The sequence below is a fragment of the Methylobacterium sp. 285MFTsu5.1 genome, from assembly GCF_000383455.1.
Classification (GTDB): Bacteria; Pseudomonadota; Alphaproteobacteria; order Rhizobiales; family Beijerinckiaceae; genus Methylobacterium.
Window position 1 is genome coordinate 289,216 of record NZ_KB911274.1, and the last position, 17,414, is coordinate 306,629.

17 protein-coding genes and 1 pseudogene are annotated in these 17,414 nt (G+C 72.1%); 7 read left to right on the forward strand and 11 right to left on the reverse strand.

The genetic code is table 11. From position 1 onward, the window contains the following. The first annotated feature begins 74 nt into the window (after positions 1-74). From H288_RS0111510 to H288_RS0111520, 3 genes are all read left to right on the forward strand, one after another. Positions 75-2,138 (forward strand): NAD(+) synthase, encoded by a 2,064-nt coding sequence (locus H288_RS0111510; RefSeq protein WP_020092737.1) that lies wholly within the window; start codon positions 75-77, stop codon positions 2,136-2,138. A 115-nt stretch (positions 2,139-2,253) separates the two neighbouring features. Then, a complete protein-coding gene (locus H288_RS0111515; RefSeq protein WP_020092738.1) occupies positions 2,254-2,484 on the forward strand; it encodes a hypothetical protein in 231 nt (76 codons plus the stop codon). 272 nt (positions 2,485-2,756) lie between these two features. Beyond that, the gene (locus H288_RS0111520; protein WP_020092739.1) at positions 2,757-3,167 is read left to right on the forward strand and encodes a PilZ domain-containing protein; all 411 of its coding nucleotides are present in this window, start codon (positions 2,757-2,759) and stop codon (positions 3,165-3,167) included. Between the two features lie 16 nt (positions 3,168-3,183). Here H288_RS0111520 and H288_RS0111525 read toward each other — a convergent pair whose 3' ends face one another. Beyond that, on the reverse strand, positions 3,184-3,621 hold the full coding sequence (locus tag H288_RS0111525) for an HIT family protein (protein ID WP_020092740.1): 438 nt from the start codon (positions 3,619-3,621) through the stop codon (positions 3,184-3,186). A gap of 161 nt (positions 3,622-3,782) precedes the next feature. On the opposite strand from H288_RS0111525, the gene H288_RS0111530 reads away from it, so the two are divergent. Next, complete coding sequence (locus H288_RS0111530) at positions 3,783-4,742, forward strand: cation diffusion facilitator family transporter (protein WP_020092741.1); 960 nt, start codon at positions 3,783-3,785, stop codon at positions 4,740-4,742. Between the two features lie 34 nt (positions 4,743-4,776). Here H288_RS0111530 and H288_RS0111535 read toward each other — a convergent pair whose 3' ends face one another. Continuing rightward, entirely contained in the window at positions 4,777-5,736 is a 960-nt protein-coding gene (locus H288_RS0111535; protein ID WP_020092742.1) for a LysR family transcriptional regulator, read from the reverse strand. Between the two features lie 107 nt (positions 5,737-5,843). On the opposite strand from H288_RS0111535, the gene H288_RS0111540 reads away from it, so the two are divergent. Then, entirely contained in the window at positions 5,844-6,566 is a 723-nt protein-coding gene (locus H288_RS0111540; RefSeq protein ID WP_020092743.1) for an SDR family oxidoreductase, read from the forward strand. 53 nt (positions 6,567-6,619) lie between these two features. Beyond that, positions 6,620-7,018, forward strand: coding sequence for a nuclear transport factor 2 family protein (locus H288_RS0111545; RefSeq protein WP_020092744.1), 399 nt, complete (start codon positions 6,620-6,622; stop codon positions 7,016-7,018). Positions 7,019-7,045: 27 nt separating this feature from the next. Here H288_RS0111545 and H288_RS0111550 read toward each other — a convergent pair whose 3' ends face one another. The 7 genes from H288_RS0111550 to H288_RS0111575 form a co-directional block, all read right to left on the reverse strand. Next, positions 7,046-7,900: an SDR family oxidoreductase gene (locus tag H288_RS0111550; protein ID WP_020092745.1), complete on the reverse strand. Its 855-nt coding sequence runs from the start codon at positions 7,898-7,900 to the stop codon at positions 7,046-7,048. Positions 7,901-7,910: 10 nt separating this feature from the next. After that, entirely contained in the window at positions 7,911-8,090 is a 180-nt protein-coding gene (locus H288_RS0111555) for a DUF1328 domain-containing protein (RefSeq protein WP_010685332.1), read from the reverse strand. Between the two features lie 136 nt (positions 8,091-8,226). After that, entirely contained in the window at positions 8,227-9,606 is a 1,380-nt protein-coding gene (locus H288_RS0111560; protein WP_020092746.1) for a chloride channel protein, read from the reverse strand. 119 nt (positions 9,607-9,725) lie between these two features. Then, positions 9,726-10,043: a hypothetical protein gene (locus tag H288_RS33900; RefSeq protein ID WP_081636466.1), complete on the reverse strand. Its 318-nt coding sequence runs from the start codon at positions 10,041-10,043 to the stop codon at positions 9,726-9,728. Between the two features lie 268 nt (positions 10,044-10,311). Beyond that, positions 10,312-11,700, reverse strand: coding sequence for a deoxyribodipyrimidine photo-lyase (locus H288_RS0111565; RefSeq protein WP_020092747.1), 1,389 nt, complete (start codon positions 11,698-11,700; stop codon positions 10,312-10,314). Positions 11,701-12,296: 596 nt separating this feature from the next. Next, positions 12,297-13,709 (reverse strand): phosphatase PAP2 family protein, encoded by a 1,413-nt coding sequence (locus H288_RS0111570; RefSeq protein WP_020092748.1) that lies wholly within the window; start codon positions 13,707-13,709, stop codon positions 12,297-12,299. Between the two features lie 136 nt (positions 13,710-13,845). Next, positions 13,846-14,979 (reverse strand): TRAP transporter substrate-binding protein, encoded by a 1,134-nt coding sequence (locus H288_RS0111575; RefSeq protein WP_234081260.1) that lies wholly within the window; start codon positions 14,977-14,979, stop codon positions 13,846-13,848. A gap of 147 nt (positions 14,980-15,126) precedes the next feature. On the opposite strand from H288_RS0111575, the gene H288_RS0111580 reads away from it, so the two are divergent. Next, positions 15,127-15,696: a protein-tyrosine-phosphatase gene (locus H288_RS0111580; RefSeq protein ID WP_020092750.1), complete on the forward strand. Its 570-nt coding sequence runs from the start codon at positions 15,127-15,129 to the stop codon at positions 15,694-15,696. A 24-nt stretch (positions 15,697-15,720) separates the two neighbouring features. Here the strand turns inward: H288_RS0111580 and H288_RS0111585 are convergent, their stop codons facing one another. Beyond that, a complete protein-coding gene (locus H288_RS0111585; protein ID WP_026604861.1) occupies positions 15,721-16,857 on the reverse strand; it encodes a branched-chain amino acid ABC transporter substrate-binding protein in 1,137 nt (378 codons plus the stop codon). A gap of 150 nt (positions 16,858-17,007) precedes the next feature. After that, positions 17,008-17,414 (reverse strand): annotated as a pseudogene (locus H288_RS0111590) (sugar transporter); the annotation flags it as partial.

A 17,414-nucleotide genomic window follows, 5' to 3' on the forward strand; every position in this document is an offset into this window, starting at 1 on the left:
AACAGACTCCGCGCTGCCCCCCGCCCGCGTCCGCTATAGTAACCCGCAGCCACCCCTCACCCGGACAGGTGCCCGTGTCTCCAGCCACCTCCGAATCGCCGGCGCGCTTCCGCTCCCTCTACCGCCACGGCTTCGCCCGGGTCGCGGCCTGCACCGGCCGGAGCCATCCGGCCGAGCCCGAGCGCAACGCCGACGTCGTCCTCGACCTCGCCCGGACCTGCCACGATTCGGGCGCGGTGCTGGCGGTCTTCACCGAGCTCGGCCTCTCGGCCTACGCGATCGAGGACCTGCTGCTCCAGCAGACCCTGCTCGACGCGGTCGAGGCCGCGGCCGCCCGCGTGATCGCCGACTCGGCCCGTCTCCGGCCGCTGCTGATCGTCGGCGCGCCCCTGCGCTGGCGGCACCGCGTCTACAATTGCGCGCTCGCCATCCAGGGCGGCCGCCTGCTCGGCGTCGTCCCGAAGACCTTCCTGCCGAACTACCGGGAGTTCTACGAGAAGCGCCACTTCGCCTCCGGCGCCGGGATCGTCGGCGAGACCGTCCGGGTCGCCGGTCAGGACGCGCCGTTCGGCACCGACCTGCTGTTCCCGGCCGAGGACCTGCCGGGCCTCGTGGTCGGGGTGGAGATCTGCGAGGACCTGTGGGTGCCCGAGCCCCCCGGCATGCGCGCCGCGCTCGCCGGCGCCACCGTGCTGGCGAACCTCTCGGGCAGCCCGATCACGGTGGGCCGCGCCGAGTCGCGGGCGCTCCTGTCCCGGGCGGCCTCGATGCGGGGCGCCTGCGCGTATGTCTACGCGGCGGCCGGCCAGGGCGAATCGACCACCGACCTGTCCTGGGACGGCCAGACCAGCGTCGACGAGCTCGGCGTGCGCCTCGCCGAGGGCGAGCGCTTCCCCGAGAAGCCGGTGACGACGCTGGCCGACATCGACCTCGACCTGATCGCCCAGGAGCGCCTGCAGGCGGGCAGCTTCGACGACGACGCGCGCGGCCGCGCCCTGCCCTATCGCCGGGTGCCGTTCCGGCTCAACCCGCCCGAGGCCGATCTCGGCCTGATCCGGCGGATCGAGCGGTTCCCGTTCGTGCCGGCCGACCCGTCGCGCCTCGCGCAGGATTGCTACGAGGCCTACAACATCCAGGTCGCCGGCCTCGCCAAGCGCCTGGAGGCCACCGGCACCCGGAAGGCCGTCATCGGCGTCTCGGGCGGCCTCGATTCGACCCACGCGCTGATCGTGATCGCCAAGGCCTTCGACCGCCTGGGATACCCGCGCTCGGACATCCTGGCCTACACGCTGCCGGGGTTCGCCACCTCGAACGCCACCAAGACCAACGCCCACGCGCTCATGAAGGCGCTGGGCTGCACGGCCGCCGAGATCGACATCCGCCCGGCCGCCAAGCAGATGCTCGCCGACATGGACCACCCCTTCGCCAAGGGCGAGGCGGTCTACGACGTGACCTTCGAGAACGTGCAGGCGGGCCTGCGCACCGACTACCTGTTCCGGCTCGCCAACCACGCCGGCGGCATCGTGGTCGGCACCGGCGACCTCTCGGAGCTGGCGCTCGGCTGGTGCACCTACGGCGTCGGCGACCAGATGAGCCACTACGCGGTCAATGCCGGCGTGCCGAAGACGCTGATCCAGCACCTGATCCGCTGGGTGATCGGCAACGGCGAGGTCGGCCCGGACGAGGCGCGCACGCTCCAGGCGATCCTCGACACCGAGATCTCCCCCGAGCTGGTGCCGGTCGACCAGGACGACAGCCCGCAGAGCACCGAGGGGACGATCGGCCCCTACGCGCTGCAGGATTTCAACCTGTTCTACACGCTCCGGTACGGGTTCCGGCCCTCGAAGATCGCCTTCCTGGCGCTGCACGCCTGGGGCGACCGGGAGCGCGGCACCTGGGCGCCCGACTTCCCGGAGACCAAGCGGGTCGCCTACGACCTCCCGGAGATCCGCCGCTGGCTCGGGGTGTTCCTGAGCCGCTACTTCGGCTTCAGCCAGTTCAAGCGCTCGGCGCTCCCGAACGGGCCGAAGGTCTCGGCGGGGGGCTCCCTGTCGCCCCGGGGCGACTGGCGCGCGCCCTCCGACGGGTCGGCGCGGATCTGGATCGACGAGTTGAACCGAAACGTCCCTGAAACTTGACCGTCACAAACTCGACCGATTGTGCCATTATGAGCACGGTCAAGCCGATTCTTCGCAATGCGAAATCTTGTATTGGGAAAATTGGCTTCGAGGGCGGCCAGGCGGAGGACTTCGGATGCGAAGCTACAACCTGTTCCAGCTCAAAGGCGAGGAGGGCCTCTGCTGCGCGGTGCCGGAGGCCAGCACGGTCCCGCCCTTCATCGGCGCGGGTCGCTGGACCTTCGGCGGCAAGCTGGGCGACGGCGGCCGGCAGCCCCTCGACTTCGACGGGCGGGCCGCCGACACCGCGGTGCGCTTCAACGGCTTCTACCTGTTCCAGACCGTGGACCGGCGCTTTATCGCCTGAGCGGGCCCCGTCCGTCACGGCGAGCAGGCCGGCGTCGGGACGATCGGCGCGGCGCTGCCGGGTCGCCGCTCCGGCCACGGAACGACGAACCGAAGTCGTCGCGGGTAAATTGGACCGGCCCGGGGCGCGGACTCGCTCTTCCGGAGCCTTGGCGGCAGCACGTTACCGGTATCGAGCCCTATAGCGGGCCTCGACTCGGCGATCGCGACCAAGATTCCTTAAGGGCTCGCGTGCAGGTTTCGCGGAACCGTCAGCTGTCCGGAGCCACCCGCATGTCGGAGCATCGCAGAGAGGCGCGCCAGAGGGTCTTCCTCAAGGGCCGCATCGTCTTCAACAACGGGTCGTCGAGCCTCGACTGCCTGGTGCGCGACATGTCCCCCACCGGCGCGCGCCTCGTGATGAGCGAGGCCACCACGCTTCCGGACGCGTTCGATCTCTACATCCCGCAGAAGGACCGGACCTACCGGGCCACCCTGCGCTGGCGCCGGGAGGACGGAATCGGCGTGACCTTCGAGGCGCCGGCCCGGGCCGGCACCGCGCCCGCTTCGCCCGATCCGGCCGCGACGGACGCCTCCGTGACCCTGCTGCTGAAGCGCATCAGCGAGCTCGAGACCGAGAACGCCGCCCTGCGCCGGCTGCTCGCCAGCATGGCCCAGTCGGGCGACTCGGCGAGCGCGGCCTGATCCTCAGGCCTGGGCGTCAGGCCTGAGCCTCGAGCGCCGCGCGGATGCGGGCGGCGTGCTCGGCGAGGACCCCGCTATCGGCCATCCCGCCCTCGTGGCGCTTCAGCGGCACGCCCTCGCGCCGCGGGATGACGTGGACGTGCAGGTGGAAGACGGTCTGGCCGCCGGCCGGCTCGTTGAACTGGAACACGGTCAGACCCTCGGCCCGGAACGCCGCCTTCACGGCGCGGGCGACCTTCTGGACGCTCGCCATCAGGGCGCCGAGCGAGTCCGGGTCGGCGTCGAGCAGGCCCCGGGCCGGCGCCTTCGGGATCACCAGCGTGTGGCCCTCGCCCTGGGGCATCACGTCCATGAAGGCCAGGGTGTGGGCGTCCTCGTAGACGCGGTGGCAGGGGATCTCGCCCCGCAGGATCTTGGCGAAGATGTTGTCGGGATCGTAGCGGGCGTCGGCCATGCTGCCTCCGGGACTCCTTGAGCGGCCGCAGGTTGCACGGGGCACCGGCCCGCGTCCACACGGGAACAACCTGCGCGCCGCGACGCTTGCATCGCCGCGGCGGCGGCGCCGTGCCGGGGTCCGAGAGCCCGGTGTCCCCCAGACCGCGCAGGGAGTTCCGGATGGCGCACGAGAGCACGGGAGCGATCTACGCGGCGGCGGGCGCCAACCTCGCCATCGCGGCGGCGAAGTTCGTGGGCGGGGCGCTGACCGGCTCGACCGCCATGCTCGCCGAGGGCGTGCACTCGGTGGTCGACACGGCGAACCAGGTGCTGCTCCTCGTCGGCATGAAGCGGGCCGAGCGCCCGGCCGACGCCCGCCACCCGTTCGGCTACGGCCGCGAGATCTACTTCTACGCCTTCGTGGTCGCGCTGATGATCTTCCTCGGCGGCGGACTGTTCGCCGTCTACGAGGGGATCGAGCGGGTCCGCCATCCCGAGCCGGACGTCGATGCCGAGCTGTTCGGCTACCGCCTGCCCGGCCTCTGGGTGAACGTCGCGATCCTGGGCTTCGCCATCGCGGCGGAGGGTACGTCGTTCTTCGTTGCGATGCGCCAGTTCTGGGCCGAGAAGGGCAAGCACTCGGCCGTGCGGGCGATCCGGCGCAGCAAGGATCCGACCCTGTTCACCGTGCTCGCGGAGGACACCGCCGCCCTGATCGGCCTCCTGATCGCGCTCGCCGGCGTGGCCCTGTCACACCTCCTGGAGATGCCGAGCCTCGACGGCTGGGCGTCGGTCGGCATCGGCCTCGTGCTCATCGGCATGGCGGCGTTCCTGATGGTCGAGACCCACGGCCTGCTGATCGGCGAGGCGGCCGATCCCGAGGTCGTGGCGGCGATCGCGGAGCTGGTCCGCGGCGAGCCGGGCGTGGTCCACGTCAACGAGGTGCTGACCCAGCACCTCGGCCCGTCCGACATCCTGGTCAATCTCAGCATCGACATGACCGACGATCTCAGCGCCGGCGAGGTCGAGAGCCTCGTCACGCGCCTCGACCGGGCGCTGAAGGCGCGCAGCCCCGACGTGACCCGGGTCTTCATCGAGATCCAGCAGCAGGGCGACCACAAGGTCCGGGCGGCGGCCTGAGGGGTGCCGCCTCGCCGGCGCGCACGGACCTCTGTCAGGCGGCCGCACCGGGCGTCGGGGCCGGCGCGAGCACGCCGTCCCAGGGGACAGGCGACGGGAAGACCTCGTCGAGGAAAGCGAGGAACGCCCGCACGTTCGGGCTGCCGCGCCGGCTCTCCGGCCAGAGCGCCGTGAAGGCCGAGCGCTCGACCGCGAAGTCCTGCAGGATCGGGATGAGCGCGCCCCGCCCGACATGCGGTGCGGCGATGTAGGTCGGCGAGATGCCGATACCGCCACCGGCCACCAGCACCGCCGTCACCGCGTCGCTGAAATCCGCGACGATGCCGGTATCCGGCGTGATCTCGACCCTGCGGCCGCCCACGTGGAACGGCCAGCGCAGGGCCTGCCCCGTGCTCTGGAAGCGGAAGTTCACGCAGTCGTGGTGGACCAGATCGTCTGGATGCCGCGGCGTGCCGCGCCGCGTTAGATAGGCCGGGGCCGCGAAGGCGCAGACCCGGTGCGGCGCGAGGCGGCGCGAGACCAGCCGGGAATCCGCGAGGTCGCCGACCCGGATCGCGACGTCGATGCCCTCCTCGATCAGGTCCACGAAGCGGTCGCTCAGGCGCAGGTCGACCGACAGCTTCGGATGGCGCGCGCGGAAGCGCGGCAGGGCCGGCGCGAGCAGGTGGACGCCGACCGGGATCGACGCCGCCACCTTCAGGGTGCCGGCGGGCTCGGAGCGTGCCGCGACCGCCGCCTGCTCGATCGCCTCGGCCTCGCGGAGGAGCCGCAGCGCGCGCTCCTGCAGGTCGCGCCCCTCCGGCGTCAGGGTCAGCGAGCGGGTGGTCCGGGTGAAGAGGCTCACGCCGAGCCGCGCCTCCAGCCGCTGCACGCTCTTGCTCACCGCCGAGGGCGAGATGCCGAGGGAGCGGGCGGCCGCCGAGTAGCTGCCGAGGGAGGCGGAGCGGGCGAAGGCGACGATGCCCGTGAGCCGGTCGAGGCCGATCTGTTCCATGACGGCACGACTGAAGCGAAGAGCGGACCGATTATCAAGGAGGGGTCGCTGGCCCAATCTCCCGTCCATCGGCGCCGCGCTGGCGACGACCGGCCAGGTTTCCCGCCATGAGCAGCACCCTTCAGGATCGCACCGTCGTGGTCTTCGGTGGCACCTCGGGCATAGGCCTCGCGGCCGCCCGCCAGGCCAGGGCGGCGGGCGCGGAGGTCGTCGTCATCGGCCGCCAAGCGGCGGGCGCCGAGCGCGCCGCGGCGGAGAACGGCTTCGCCGGCTGGCGCGCCGCCGACGTGACGCGGCCCGAGACGATCGCGACCGCTCTGGCCGACATCCCCCGCGTCGACCACCTCGCGCTGCTGGCCGGGACCTTCGTGGCCGGCAGGGTCCTCGAGGCCGAGGTCGAGCACCTCGCGCGGGCCTTCGACGAGCGAATCTGGGCTGCCATTCATGCCCTGCGCGCCCTCGGCGGCCGGCTCGCCGGGGACGGCTCGGTCACCCTCATCTCCGGCGCCCTGGCGGACCGCCCGAGCGCGCAGGGGACCGCCGTGCTGGCGGCGGCGTCGGCCGCGATGGAGGCCTTCGCCCGCGGCCTCGCGCTCGAACTGGCACCGGTGCGGGTGAACGCGCTCTCGCCCGGCACCACCGACACCCCGCTCCTGGCCCGCACACTCGGCGCCCACCGCGACGCCTACGTGGCCGGGCTGACCGAGAGGCTGCCGCAGAGACGCCTCGGCACCGCCGAGGAGGCCGGTGCCGCCGTCGTCTTCCTGATGTGCAACGGCTTCATGAACGGCGAGACCCTGCACATCGACGGCGGCGGCCGCCTGATATGAGCCGCCGGCCGCCGCGCGGCACGCCCGACAACCCCCTTCGAAGGAGACGCGCGATGTCCGACGGCACGGAGGCCGCGCCGGCGGCAGAGCCCGACTACGACCGGCTGCTGCGCGCCAATCTCGCGCGGATCTTCAACGCGCGGGACGCCGGCGCGCGGGCGGCCGCCCTGGCCGAGCTCTACGTGGCCGAGCCGACCCTGTTCGAGCCGGACAACGTCGTGCGCGGGCGGGCCGCGATCGCCGCGGTCGCCGGGGCGCTCCTGGACCGGTTCGGGCCGACCTTCCGCTTCGTGCCCGTCGGCACGGCCGCCGGACACCACGGCGTGGGATCGCTGCGCTGGGAAGCCGGTCCGGCGGGCGGCCCGGTCGCGGTCACCGGGACGGACGTTGCCGAGATCGTGGACGGCAGGATCGCGCGACTCTGGGTGCTGCTCGACCCGCCGCCCCCCTGAGACCGCCGCCACCGAACGCTCCGATCTTCAGTCGCTCCGGCCCACCTGCCGGAGGCTCAGCGCCCAGAGCCGCTCCTGGACGGCCTCGTCGCGGCTCTCGGCCGAGGAGACCTTCGGCCGACCGTGGGAGAAGTATCGGCCCGTGACCCCGTCCAGGCCCGGGTCGCTGGCCACGTGGAGGGAGGTCCGCGCGCCCTTCTCGGGCGTGATCAGCAACGGCCGCATCAGCGCCCAGGCCGCGCCGAGCAGGCCGCCGGTGTTCTTGGCGAAGCCGGTATTGACCACCCCCGGATGGACGGCGTTCGCCGTGATGCCGCTGTCGCGCAGGCGCCGGGCGAGCGCGTAGGTGAACAGCACGTTGGCGAGCTTGGCCTGGGCATACGCGCCCATCGACCGGTAGCGCCGGGCGCCCTCGACGTCGTCGAAGTCGATGTGCCCCCGGTAATGGGCCGCCGATGCGACGTTGACGATCCGCGGCTTCCCGCCCGCCGCCGCCGCGTCCTTCAGCGTGTCGAGGAGTTCGAGGGTCAGGAGCACGTAGCCCAGATGGTCGAGCGCCCAGGTCCGCTCGATCCCGTCGACGGTCAGCGTGCGCCGGTCGAAGATCGCGCCGGCATTGTTCACCAGCACGTCGAGGCGCGGATAGGCCGCCCGCAGGATCCCGGCGAGCCGGCGGATCTCGGCCTGCGCGGACAGGTCCGCGCGGTGCGGCTCCACGGCGGCGCCGGGCACCGCGGCGCGGATCCTGTCGGCACAGGCCTGCAGCTTCCCGCTGTCCCGGCCGACCATGGCGACCCGCGCGCCGAGGCGCGCGAGACCGAGGGCCGTCTCGTAGCCGATGCCGCCGGTCGCCCCGGTGACGAGGCAGACCGCGCCGCGCACCGCGCCGGCCTCAGAACACCGCCTGGCCGACCGCGAAGGCAATGACCACGATCACGATGGCGATGAGCAGGAACAGGCCGAACAGGATTCGGGCCAGCGAGCCGGCGCCGGAGGCGATGCCGGTGAAGCCGAGACCGCCGGCGATCAGCGAGATCACGAAGCAGATGAGGGCCCATTTCAGAAGGGTCATGGCGTCACTCCGGCTGCGCCCCGGCGCGGGGCCTGATGCTGCTGCCTCAACCGACGCCAAGCGAGACCGTTCCGCGGATTCCGGACCGGTCCGCTTTTATTCTTACCCGCGTCCGGCCGCTCGGTCGGGGACGCGGTCAGCCGGTCTTCGCCACGGGCTGCGCCGGCACGTCGGCCCGTTCCAGCATGATCTCCGCCAGCGTGTGGTAGAGGCCGCCGCGGCAGATCGCCTTCGAGGCCGCGTCGGCCAGGAGCGCCGCGACCATCAGGGGGATCACCATCGCGTGGTTCTGGGTCATCTCGGTGACGATGACGAAGCTGGTGATCGGCGCCTGCAGCACGCCCGTCAGGTAGGCCACCATCCCGATCAGCACGACGGCGCCGACGGGCATGCCCGGCAGGAATCCGTGGACCGTGCCGCCGAGGCCGGCCCCGACCGCCAGGGACGGCGCGAACAGGCCGCCCGGGATACCGCTGATCGAGCTGAGCACGGTGGCGGCGAATTTCAGGGGCGCGTAGGTCCAGCCGGCCGTCGCGTCGCCGTGGAGGATGGCCTTGGCCTCCTCGTAGCCGGTCCCGTAGGCGGCGCCCCCGGAGGCGAGGCCGCACAGGGCGACGCACAGCCCGCAGGCCGCCGCGAAGATCACGGGCCGCTTCCGGATCATCCGTCCGGCCGCGCCCGGCAGGCCGCGGGCGAACAGGATGACGAGGCGGCTGAACAGGCCGCCCGCGAGGCCGCCGACCACGGCGATCAGCGGCACGATCCAGCTGGCCGCCAGCGGCAGGGCGGCGTCGGTCGTCCCGAAATAGGTATAGTTGCCGAGGAGCCCGAGCGAGGTCAGGCCCGCGGCCACGATCCCGGCCACGATCAGGCCGGAGGAGCGCGCCTCGTAGGCGCGTCCCAGCTCCTCGATGCCGAACACGATGCCGGCGAGGGGCGTGTTGAAGGCCGCAGCGACCCCGGCCGCGCCGCCCGCGAGGAGCAGCCCGGGCAGGCGCTCCGGGGTCAGGCGGCCGAAGGCGGCCATGATCGCGGCGCCGACCTGCACGGTCGGCCCCTCGCGGCCCGCGGAGGCGCCGCAGAACAGGCCCAGGAACAGGACCAGCACCTTGCCGAAGGCCACGCGCGGCGAGATCAGCGAGTAGCGGAAGCCGGTATCCCGGGCGTGGCGGGCGGCGATCACCTGCGGGATGCCCGAGCCCTGCGAGTTCGGGAAGACCGTGAGGGCGAGCAGCGCCGCGAGGGCGAAGCCCGCGGGCGTCAGCACCAGGGCGATGAGCGGCGACGGCGCGGTGAGCCGCCGGAACCCGTCCTGCGCGAGGTCGGCGCCCTTGGCCATCAGCACGGCGGCGAGGCCCACGCCGATGCCGCCCACGAGGAAGAGCAGCCGCCCGCGCCAGAGCGGATAGGCCTCCATCGAGGCCGACCGCAGGCGCATGATCGAGCGGCGGTAGCGCGACCGTTGCGGGGGCGGAGCATCCGTCGTGTCCCGCACCTCGTCCCGCTTCTCGACCATGAAAGAGCACCTCGTCCGCGCAGTGAGAGCGGACGCTATAGCGCAATGGTCAAGGAAAGGCCCCCTGCGCGGGACGGCCGAGGGCCGGCACCGGCGTGCCGGCCCCGCCGCTCAACCGATCACCACCTGTGGTGCCAGGCGGCCCGATGCCAGCCGCCGTGATGGTGCCAGCCCCAGGGGCGATGCCAGCCCGCGTGGCGCCAGCCCCACCGATGGTGCCAGCCCCAGGGACGGCCCCAGGGACGGCCCCAGCCGTAGGCCACCGGCCGGGCGTAGTAGACCGGGCGGTACGCGTAGGGGCGCCAGTTCGGCTTGCACCAGCCTGACCAGCCCCGGTGGAAGCCCGGGCCGCAGCCCTGGGCAGCCTCCGCCGTACCGGCCGTGGCGGCCAAGGTTCCGAGCGCGAGGAGTGCTGCGCCTGCCAGCTTCATCCGCATCGTCGTCCTCCGTTCAGTTTCGAGCAGCGCGATGATCCGGCCCCGGTCCGACCGAGTTGTCGCCGGATCATGTCCGGCCGTCCGCGACGGGCCGGAAGTGGGCTCGAAACATCCGAGGCCGGGGAAGCGTTTCTTCACGAACCTGTGCGCGCGAGACGACTGAGCCTCCGCGGAGATAAGCGTCGCAATACGCTGCCGCCCGGTCCGGTCATCGTGCGACGATTGCGAGGATACCGAAGCGCCCCAGCGGCCGCGCGGCCGTCCCGCCTCAGCCCTCGGCGGCGCAGAGCTTCTCCACCGCCCGCACATACGCCTTGGCGTCGAACTTCTTGAGCGAGTTCTCGCTCTGATAGCGGACCGTGCCGAAGATCTCGCGCCTCTGCCAGGGCCGGTCGTGCAGGCCGTACACCCAGGCGACGTTGGTGAAGGAGTTCGGATCGCGCCCGTCGAGGAAGTAGCGGTTGTTCAGGCGGAGCGTCCGCGCGAAGCCCTCCTCGGGCGACGGGGACCATTCGAGGATCTTCTTGCCCCAGTACATCCGCAGCTGGTTGTGCATGTAGCCGGTCTCGCGCATCTCGCGCATCGCGGCGTTCCAGTAGCGGTCGTGGGTCTCGCCGGCGGCGAGCTGCGCCTCCGAGTAGGCGTGGGGGCGCTCGTCCTTCGCGTGCTCGGCCAGGGTCTTGCGCGCCCAGTCCGGCACGGCCCTGTCGTAGGCGTCGTAGCCCTCCGTGTAGAAGACGTGGTTCATGGCGAGCTCGCGCCGGACGATCAGCTCCTCCAGGTAGGCGCCGCGGTCGTCGGCATCGCCGACCTTGGCCTCCCGCACCGCCAGGGCGATCTCCACCGGCGAGATCTGCCCGAAATGCAGGTAGGGGCTCATGTGCGAGGCGGCGGCCGCCTCCGGCATGTTGCGCCCCGCGCCGTAGCCCGAGAACCCGTCCTTCAGGAACGCCTTCAGGCGCTTGCGGGCCTGCGTCTCGCCGCCCGTGAAGCGCTTCACCGGGCCGACCTCCCGGTCGAGGGTCATCCCGGCGAGCACCGCCTCCGGATCGGAGACGTCGATCGCGCTCTTCAGCGTCAGGCGATCGGCCGCGCACTTCACCCGGCGGGGTTTCAGCGCCGCGAGGAACGGGTCCCACAGCCGGTTCAGCTTCGGCCTCAGCGTCCGGGCGGCGTACTCGTGCTTCGGCGAGGCCGTCTCGACGGGCACGACGACGTCGCCCTCGACCTGGACGATCCGCGTCTTCACCGACTTGGCGATCTCCCGGTACCAGCCCTTCTGGATCGCGAGGTAGCCGCGGTCGAGCACGAGGAGCGCGGCGTCCTCGGCGAGGGCGATGGCGATCTTGGCGGGCGAGCACTTGCGCATGACGAAGCCGATCCCGCGCTTCTCCAGGCCTGCCTTCGCGTCCGCGAGACCCTGGAGCAGGAAGGCGTAATGCCGGGCATTGGCCTCGGGAAAGCCGCTCGCGCCGTCCAGCAGGCCGAAGCAGGCGACGACCGGCAGATCGAGGCGGTTTCCCTCCTCGATGGCGAGTTCGAGAGCGGGATTGAACGTCGCCCGGTTGGCCTGCTGCAGGAGATACAGGACGTAGGCGCCGTCTTCGCGCGGCTCGACATCGTTGAGGATCCGGATCCGTTCGCCCTGGATCGCCATGCTCACCTGCTCCTTGCTTGGCGCGCCGCGCCGGAACCTTGGCCGGAGAAGGTAGAGCGGGCGGGATTTTCGTCCGTCCGGACCGGACGGATGAAAAGCCGCAGTCGAGGCGACGGGCCGAACTCCGGCGCCAGCCGCCAAAACCCCGCCTCATCAGGGACTTGCACGGCGATCGATCGGTCCCGCCCGCGACAATGCAGGTTTCGATCGCGCTCGACGGCCTGCGACATTTTCAACACAGGCGGGAAGTGACGCGTGCGCGAGCGCACGAAAGGACAGCCCTGCTGTCCTGATGCTCTTGAATTTTCCGTCGAGGAGCGCAGATTGTGCAGCGCGGGAAGGCGATGGCGTCGCCCTTCCGCAGCCCTTCTTGGGCGTTTCCTCCCTAGACTTCGGGCCGCTCCTTCGGGAGTGGCCTTTTTTCTGTCCGGAGCAGGCGCGGGCCCCGGTCCGGCCCTTCTACGGGCGCGTTGAGGGGCAGCGCGCTTCCCGCGCAGGCGGGGCGCCCGGGGCGCGACGGACCCCTCTCCGGCGGCTCTGCCTCTCTAGGACATCCGCGCCCGCCGGCGATCCGACAGGCCCTCGGCCACGGCGTGTCAGCGCGTCGCGCTGGACCCCGCCCGGCTCGCCGCCAGCGCGGCGGCCTTGCCGCCCGCCGTGTAGAGGTCGAGGCGCGCGTAGACGCCGAATTCCGAGCCGTCGTCGAGGAAACCGCCGCCCGGCCCCTGCGTCTCGGTGAGGATCGCGTTGGCCTCGTCGAGCGTCAGCGCCGGGAAGGCCGCGGTCAGCAGGTGGCCGGCCTCCGGCGCGATCTTGCCCACGTCCTCCCGCCGGCCGGCGGTGTCCGGATGCACCACGGGCAGGCCGTAGGTCTGGGTCGCCGCGTAGAAGGCGGCGTTGGCGGCCGCGTCCTTGAACCGGCCGCTATCCTTCGCCGCACAGGCCGCCACCGTGTCGCCGCAGCCGGCCTTCAGCGCCTCGGTCATCGCCGCGCGGGCCTCCGTCAGGAGCGCCCGGTAATCCGTCACGCCGACCGTCCTGTCGGCCTCGGCGGACGCCTTGTCGAGGACGGCCGGGTTCTTCCGGATCTGGCCGACATAGGCCGGATCGTTGGCGAGCAGGTGCGCGAGGGCGTGCAGCGAGGTCGCCCGGCCGCCCAGCACGTCCATGGCGTAGTGGGCGCCGACGATGATCCGGTCGTTGCCGTACTCGGCGGCGCGGGCGACCATCTGCTGGTAGCGCTCGGGCACGAGGAGCGCGAGCACCATGGACTCGGTGTAGCCGTAGGTGGTGTGCCCGCTCGGGTAGGACGGGCTGTTCACGAGGTCCTGCGAGGGGCCGCGCAGCCAGTCGAGGCTGTCGGACGCGTCACCGAAATAGTCCTTGCCGCGATACGAGAGGAGGCGTGGCAGGGTCTGGAACGGCCGCGAATTGCCGTAGCGGTCGGCGCCGGGGCTCCCGGCCGGCCGGTCGTAGGCCTTGCCGAAGACGTCGGTGACGGCGCCGTTCGACAGGATCGCGGCGGCCTCGTCCGAGACCGGATGCTTGCCGTTGGTCGTGGCGTTGGCGAAGAAGTACTTGCCGGAATTCGAATCCGACTTGGTCACGTTGTTGGTGTAGCCGATCAGGTTGGCGACCGCCGGCGCGATGCTGGTGAAGGTCTTGTAGTCGCTGTAGGTCGCCTTGGCGTAGTAGGCCTGGGCCAGCGTGGTGCCGAGGCCGTCGGCGAGGTTGGCGGCGTTGCCGTCGGTGATGAAGCAGTCCCGGAGGGCGAGCTGCTGCTGCTCGGGGAACGGCAGGAGCGTCGGCTGCTGCAGCGCGCCGCTCTGGATGTCGCCGGTGACCCGCAGGTTCGCGTCGAGCGCCGCCTTGCCGTCGGGCGTCGTCTGCAGCCGGGCCACCGGGACCAGCCCGCGCAGGGCCGACAGGTTGGCGGCCGACTGTGCGAAGGCCTGGAGGGGCAGCGCCGCCCCGAGCAGAGCCAATCCGACCCGCAGCGTCCCGAACATGCAGCCCTCCCCTCGCCGATGCCGTGCCGGACGCTAGAGCCGTTCCCGATCGCGTGGCAATCGGGCGCGGCCCCGACGTCCCCATCTTTGAAGCGCCCCCGGGGCGCCGCGCCGGCCTCCGGCGGCGGCGCGCGCCTCAGCCCCGCGCCCGGGCGCGGATCATGAAGTTGTCGTAGGTGTACTCTGCCACCTGGAACCAGAGGTACTCCTCGTTGCGGAAGGTCCGCATCGCCTCGTAGACGCGGCGGAAATCGGCGTTCTTGGCGGCGATCTCGGCGTAGACGTCATTGGCGTTCTTGAGGGCGGCCTCCATGACGTCCTGGGGGAACGGCCGCAGCTGCGCGCCCCCGGCCACCAGCCGGCGCAGGGCCTGCGGGTTGCGGGCGTCGTACTTGGCCTGGACGTCGGCGCCGACTTCGGCCGCCGCGGCCCGGAGGATCCCCTGGTAGGATTTCGGCAGCGCCTTCCACTTCTCGGCGTTGAACCAGAAGTGCAGCAGGGCGCCGCCCTCCCAGAAGCCGGGATAATGGTAGATCGGTGCGACCTTCTGCAGGCCGAGCCGCTCGTCGTCGTAGGGCCCGATCCACTCGGCGGCGTCGAGCTTCTTGCTCTCCAGGGCCGCGTAGATCTCCGGGCCCGGCACCGCCTGCGGCTGGACGCCGAACTTGGCGAGCACCTGGCCGCCCATGCCGCCGATCCGGAACTTCAGGCCCTGCAGGTCCGCGAGGGTCTTGATCTCGCGACGGAACCAGCCGCCCATCTGGGCGCCGGTGTTGCCGCCCGGCAGGCAGACCAGCCCGGCCTTGGCGAAGACCTCGGCGAAGAGTTCGGCGGCGCCGCCCGCCTGCCACCACGCGGCGGCGCCCCGGGCGTTCAGGCCGAAGGGCACCGCGGTGGCCAGCGCGAAGGTCGGATCCTTGGCCATGCCGAGGGTCGCAGGACCGTGTCCCATCTCGACAGTGCCGGCGGCCACGGCGTCGAGCAGGCCCTCGGCCGGGACCGGCTCGCCGGGGCCCTGGACCTGGATCTGGAAGCGCCCGTCGGTGGCCTCCGCGACGATCCGGCTGAGCGCCTCGGGGGCGCCGTACAGGATGTCGAGGGTCTTCGGGTAGGCGGAGGACAGGCGCCAGCGCAGCTCCGGGGCGGACTCGGCCCGGGCCGGCGCGGCGAGCGGCCCGGTCAGGGCCGCGGCGGCGCCGAGGCTGGCGGTCAGCACGCTGCGGCGCCGCGTCCCGGCCGCGGGGGATCGCGCGAGGTGAGGTTCGTCCAACGGCATCTCGTCCGAGCAGGTCCGACCCGTCCGGGCCGGATCGGGGGTCGCAGGTAGCACGTGCGTGCCGGTTCTCGAAAGCCGCGGGCGGCCCGGGCAGTTCCGTGGCGCCTCGAAACCGGACCGTGCCCGTGCTAGGCGCCCGGGATGCGAACCGAGCCAGCCGTCACCCTGCACACCGTCTGCGGCCTGGAGGAACTGGCCGGCCACGGCGCGCGCGGCGTGAGCCACGTCCTGTCGCTGCTCGATCCCGGCACGCCGGAGCCCGCGGCCTTCACCGCCTACGGCGCCCACGCCCGCACGACCCTCCGGTTCCACGACTGCCTCGGCCCGGGCGACGGTCTCGTCCCGCCCGAGCCGGAGCACGTCGCGGCGATCCTGGATTTCGGGCGGGCGCTCGACGGGGCCGGCCATCTCCTGGTCCACTGCCATTACGGCCTGTCGCGCTCCACGGCGGCGCTGCTGACCCTGTTCGCGCAGGCCGAGCCGGACGCGTCCGCCGCCGCCCTGGTGGAGCGGCTCCACGCCCTGCGCGAGCCGGCTTGGCCGAACGCGCGCATGATCGGCTACGCCGACGCGATGCTCGGGCGGGACGGGGAACTCAGCGCGGCGGTGCGGCGGCTGCACGCCCTGCAATTGCGGGTCCGCCCGCATCTGGCAGAGCTGCTGCGCGGCCTCGGCCGCGGCGCGGAGGTCGAGGCCGCAGAGACCTTGTGAGGTTGCCTGTGCGGGGTCCGCCCCTCACTTGCCGGCCGGCGTGAAGCTCCCGTCCTTCCACACGTAGAGCACGTAGCCCTGGGCGGTGACGTCGCCCTTAGCGTCGAAGCCGACGGTGCCGAGCACGAGATCGAAGCGCTCGGTGTGCAGCGCCTGCGCGATCGGCCTCGGCTCGGTGGAGTGGGCGAAGTTGCCGGCCGCCACCAGCGCCTGCATGGCCGCGTACCCGTAGATCGTCGAGCCCGTGGGATCGACGCCCTCGGCCTTGAAGGCCTTCACGACGGCCGCGGCGGCGGGCTGCCGGCTCGGGTCGAGGTAGAAGGTCATCAGCACGCCGTTGCTGGCCGATCCGGCGATCTTGGCGAAGTCCGGCGTGGCGATGGCCGAGGTACCGAACCATTGCGGCCGGAAGCCCCGGTCCGCCGCGATCTTCACGAGGCGGCCCATCTCGGCGGCGTCGCCGCCGTAGTAGACGACCTCGATCCCCGCGCCCTTGAGGCGGTCGACCAGGGCGGCGTCGTCGGCGTCGCTCGGCGAGAACGACAGGAACAGCGCCTCGTTCACGCCAATGCGGTTGAGGTTGTCCTTGGTGGCGGCGGCGAGGCTGCGCGCCGCCGGCGTCTGGTCCTGGATCAGCGCGATCTTCCGGTCGCGGAACCGCTCGGCCAGCACGGCGGCGGACAGGCGGGCTTGGTCGTCGTCGCGGCCGCAGACCCGGAAGATGTTCGGCAGCCCCCGGTCGGTGAGCCGGGCCGCCACCGAGGCCGCGGTGATCATCACCACCCCGTTCTGGGCGTAGATGTCGGAGGCCGCGATGGAGGCGTTGGAGCAGACATGGCCGACGACGAGACGGACGTTCGACCGGACGAAGTGGTTGGCCACCGCCATGGCGGTGTTCGAGTCGCAGGCATCGTCCTGCACGTCGAGGGTCACGGGCTGGCCGTCGAGGCCACCCATGGCGTTGGCGTCCCGGGCGGCGGCCTCGACGCCGCGCAGGACCTGCTCGCCGACCGCCACGTAGGGACCAGACCGCGGAACCGCGACGCCGACCACCACGTCGGCCACCGCTTGGGTGGCCGGCAGGAGCGCGAGACACAGGCTCAGGGCGATCAGTGCGGGCCGGAGCGGCCCGTGGGCGGGGACGAAACGTCCGATCTTCATCGGGCTCTTCTGGGCATCCTTGCGCGACACGTCGGCGCGACGGCGGATGCGGCTCCATAGCCTCGATCCCGCCCCGCACCCAGTGCCCATACGCGAGGACGCGGCGAAACGCGATTTTTTTCCGCGGCGGTCCTGTCGACGACCCGGTCCCTACTTGGCGTAGGCGTAGGCCGTCGCGGCGGAGGCGACCGGTCCGGTGACGCCGTTGAAGGCGGTGAGGACCTTCTGGACCTCGGTGAAGGGCGCGTTCGACACGTAGATCAGGTCGCGGTTGCGCATCCGGAACGCCTGGGACACGAACAGGCTGTTGGGGTCGCGCATGTCGATCCGGTAGACCACCGGCACCAGAGGCGTGCCCAGAAGCTTCGAGCCGGGGCTGAGCCGGCGCACGACGCTGGCCGGCTCGAACCGGAAGATGAACGTCCCGGCCGGGTCGGCGGCGAAGTCCGACAGGCCGCGCGCCTTGGCCAGCGCCTGCGCCAGCGTGATGCCGTCGGCCTGGAACGGCAGCTCGGTGCTGTTGCCCAGCGCGCCCACCGCGATGAAGGTCTGCGGGT

Bases quoted from the DNA above. Each gene is read 5' to 3' on its own strand.
- H288_RS0111515 (WP_020092738.1), top strand. From the start codon at position 2,254: ATGCGAAGCTACAACCTGTTCCAGCTCAAAGGCGAGGAGGGCCTCTGC.
- H288_RS0111520 (WP_020092739.1), top strand. From the start codon at position 2,757: ATGTCGGAGCATCGCAGAGAGGCGCGCCAGAGGGTCTTCCTCAAGGGC.
- H288_RS0111525 (WP_020092740.1), bottom strand. From the start codon at position 3,621: ATGGCCGACGCCCGCTACGATCCCGACAACATCTTCGCCAAGATCCTG.
- H288_RS0111530 (WP_020092741.1), top strand. From the start codon at position 3,783: ATGGCGCACGAGAGCACGGGAGCGATCTACGCGGCGGCGGGCGCCAAC.
- H288_RS0111535 (WP_020092742.1), bottom strand. From the start codon at position 5,736: ATGGAACAGATCGGCCTCGACCGGCTCACGGGCATCGTCGCCTTCGCC.
- H288_RS0111540 (WP_020092743.1), top strand. From the start codon at position 5,844: ATGAGCAGCACCCTTCAGGATCGCACCGTCGTGGTCTTCGGTGGCACC.
- H288_RS0111545 (WP_020092744.1), top strand. From the start codon at position 6,620: ATGTCCGACGGCACGGAGGCCGCGCCGGCGGCAGAGCCCGACTACGAC.
- H288_RS0111555 (WP_010685332.1), bottom strand. From the start codon at position 8,090: ATGACCCTTCTGAAATGGGCCCTCATCTGCTTCGTGATCTCGCTGATC.
- H288_RS0111560 (WP_020092746.1), bottom strand. From the start codon at position 9,606: ATGGTCGAGAAGCGGGACGAGGTGCGGGACACGACGGATGCTCCGCCC.
- H288_RS33900 (WP_081636466.1), bottom strand. From the start codon at position 10,043: ATGCGGATGAAGCTGGCAGGCGCAGCACTCCTCGCGCTCGGAACCTTG.
- H288_RS0111565 (WP_020092747.1), bottom strand. From the start codon at position 11,700: ATGGCGATCCAGGGCGAACGGATCCGGATCCTCAACGATGTCGAGCCG.
- H288_RS0111570 (WP_020092748.1), bottom strand. From the start codon at position 13,709: ATGTTCGGGACGCTGCGGGTCGGATTGGCTCTGCTCGGGGCGGCGCTG.
- H288_RS0111580 (WP_020092750.1), top strand. From the start codon at position 15,127: ATGCGAACCGAGCCAGCCGTCACCCTGCACACCGTCTGCGGCCTGGAG.
- H288_RS0111585 (WP_026604861.1), bottom strand. From the start codon at position 16,857: ATGAAGATCGGACGTTTCGTCCCCGCCCACGGGCCGCTCCGGCCCGCA.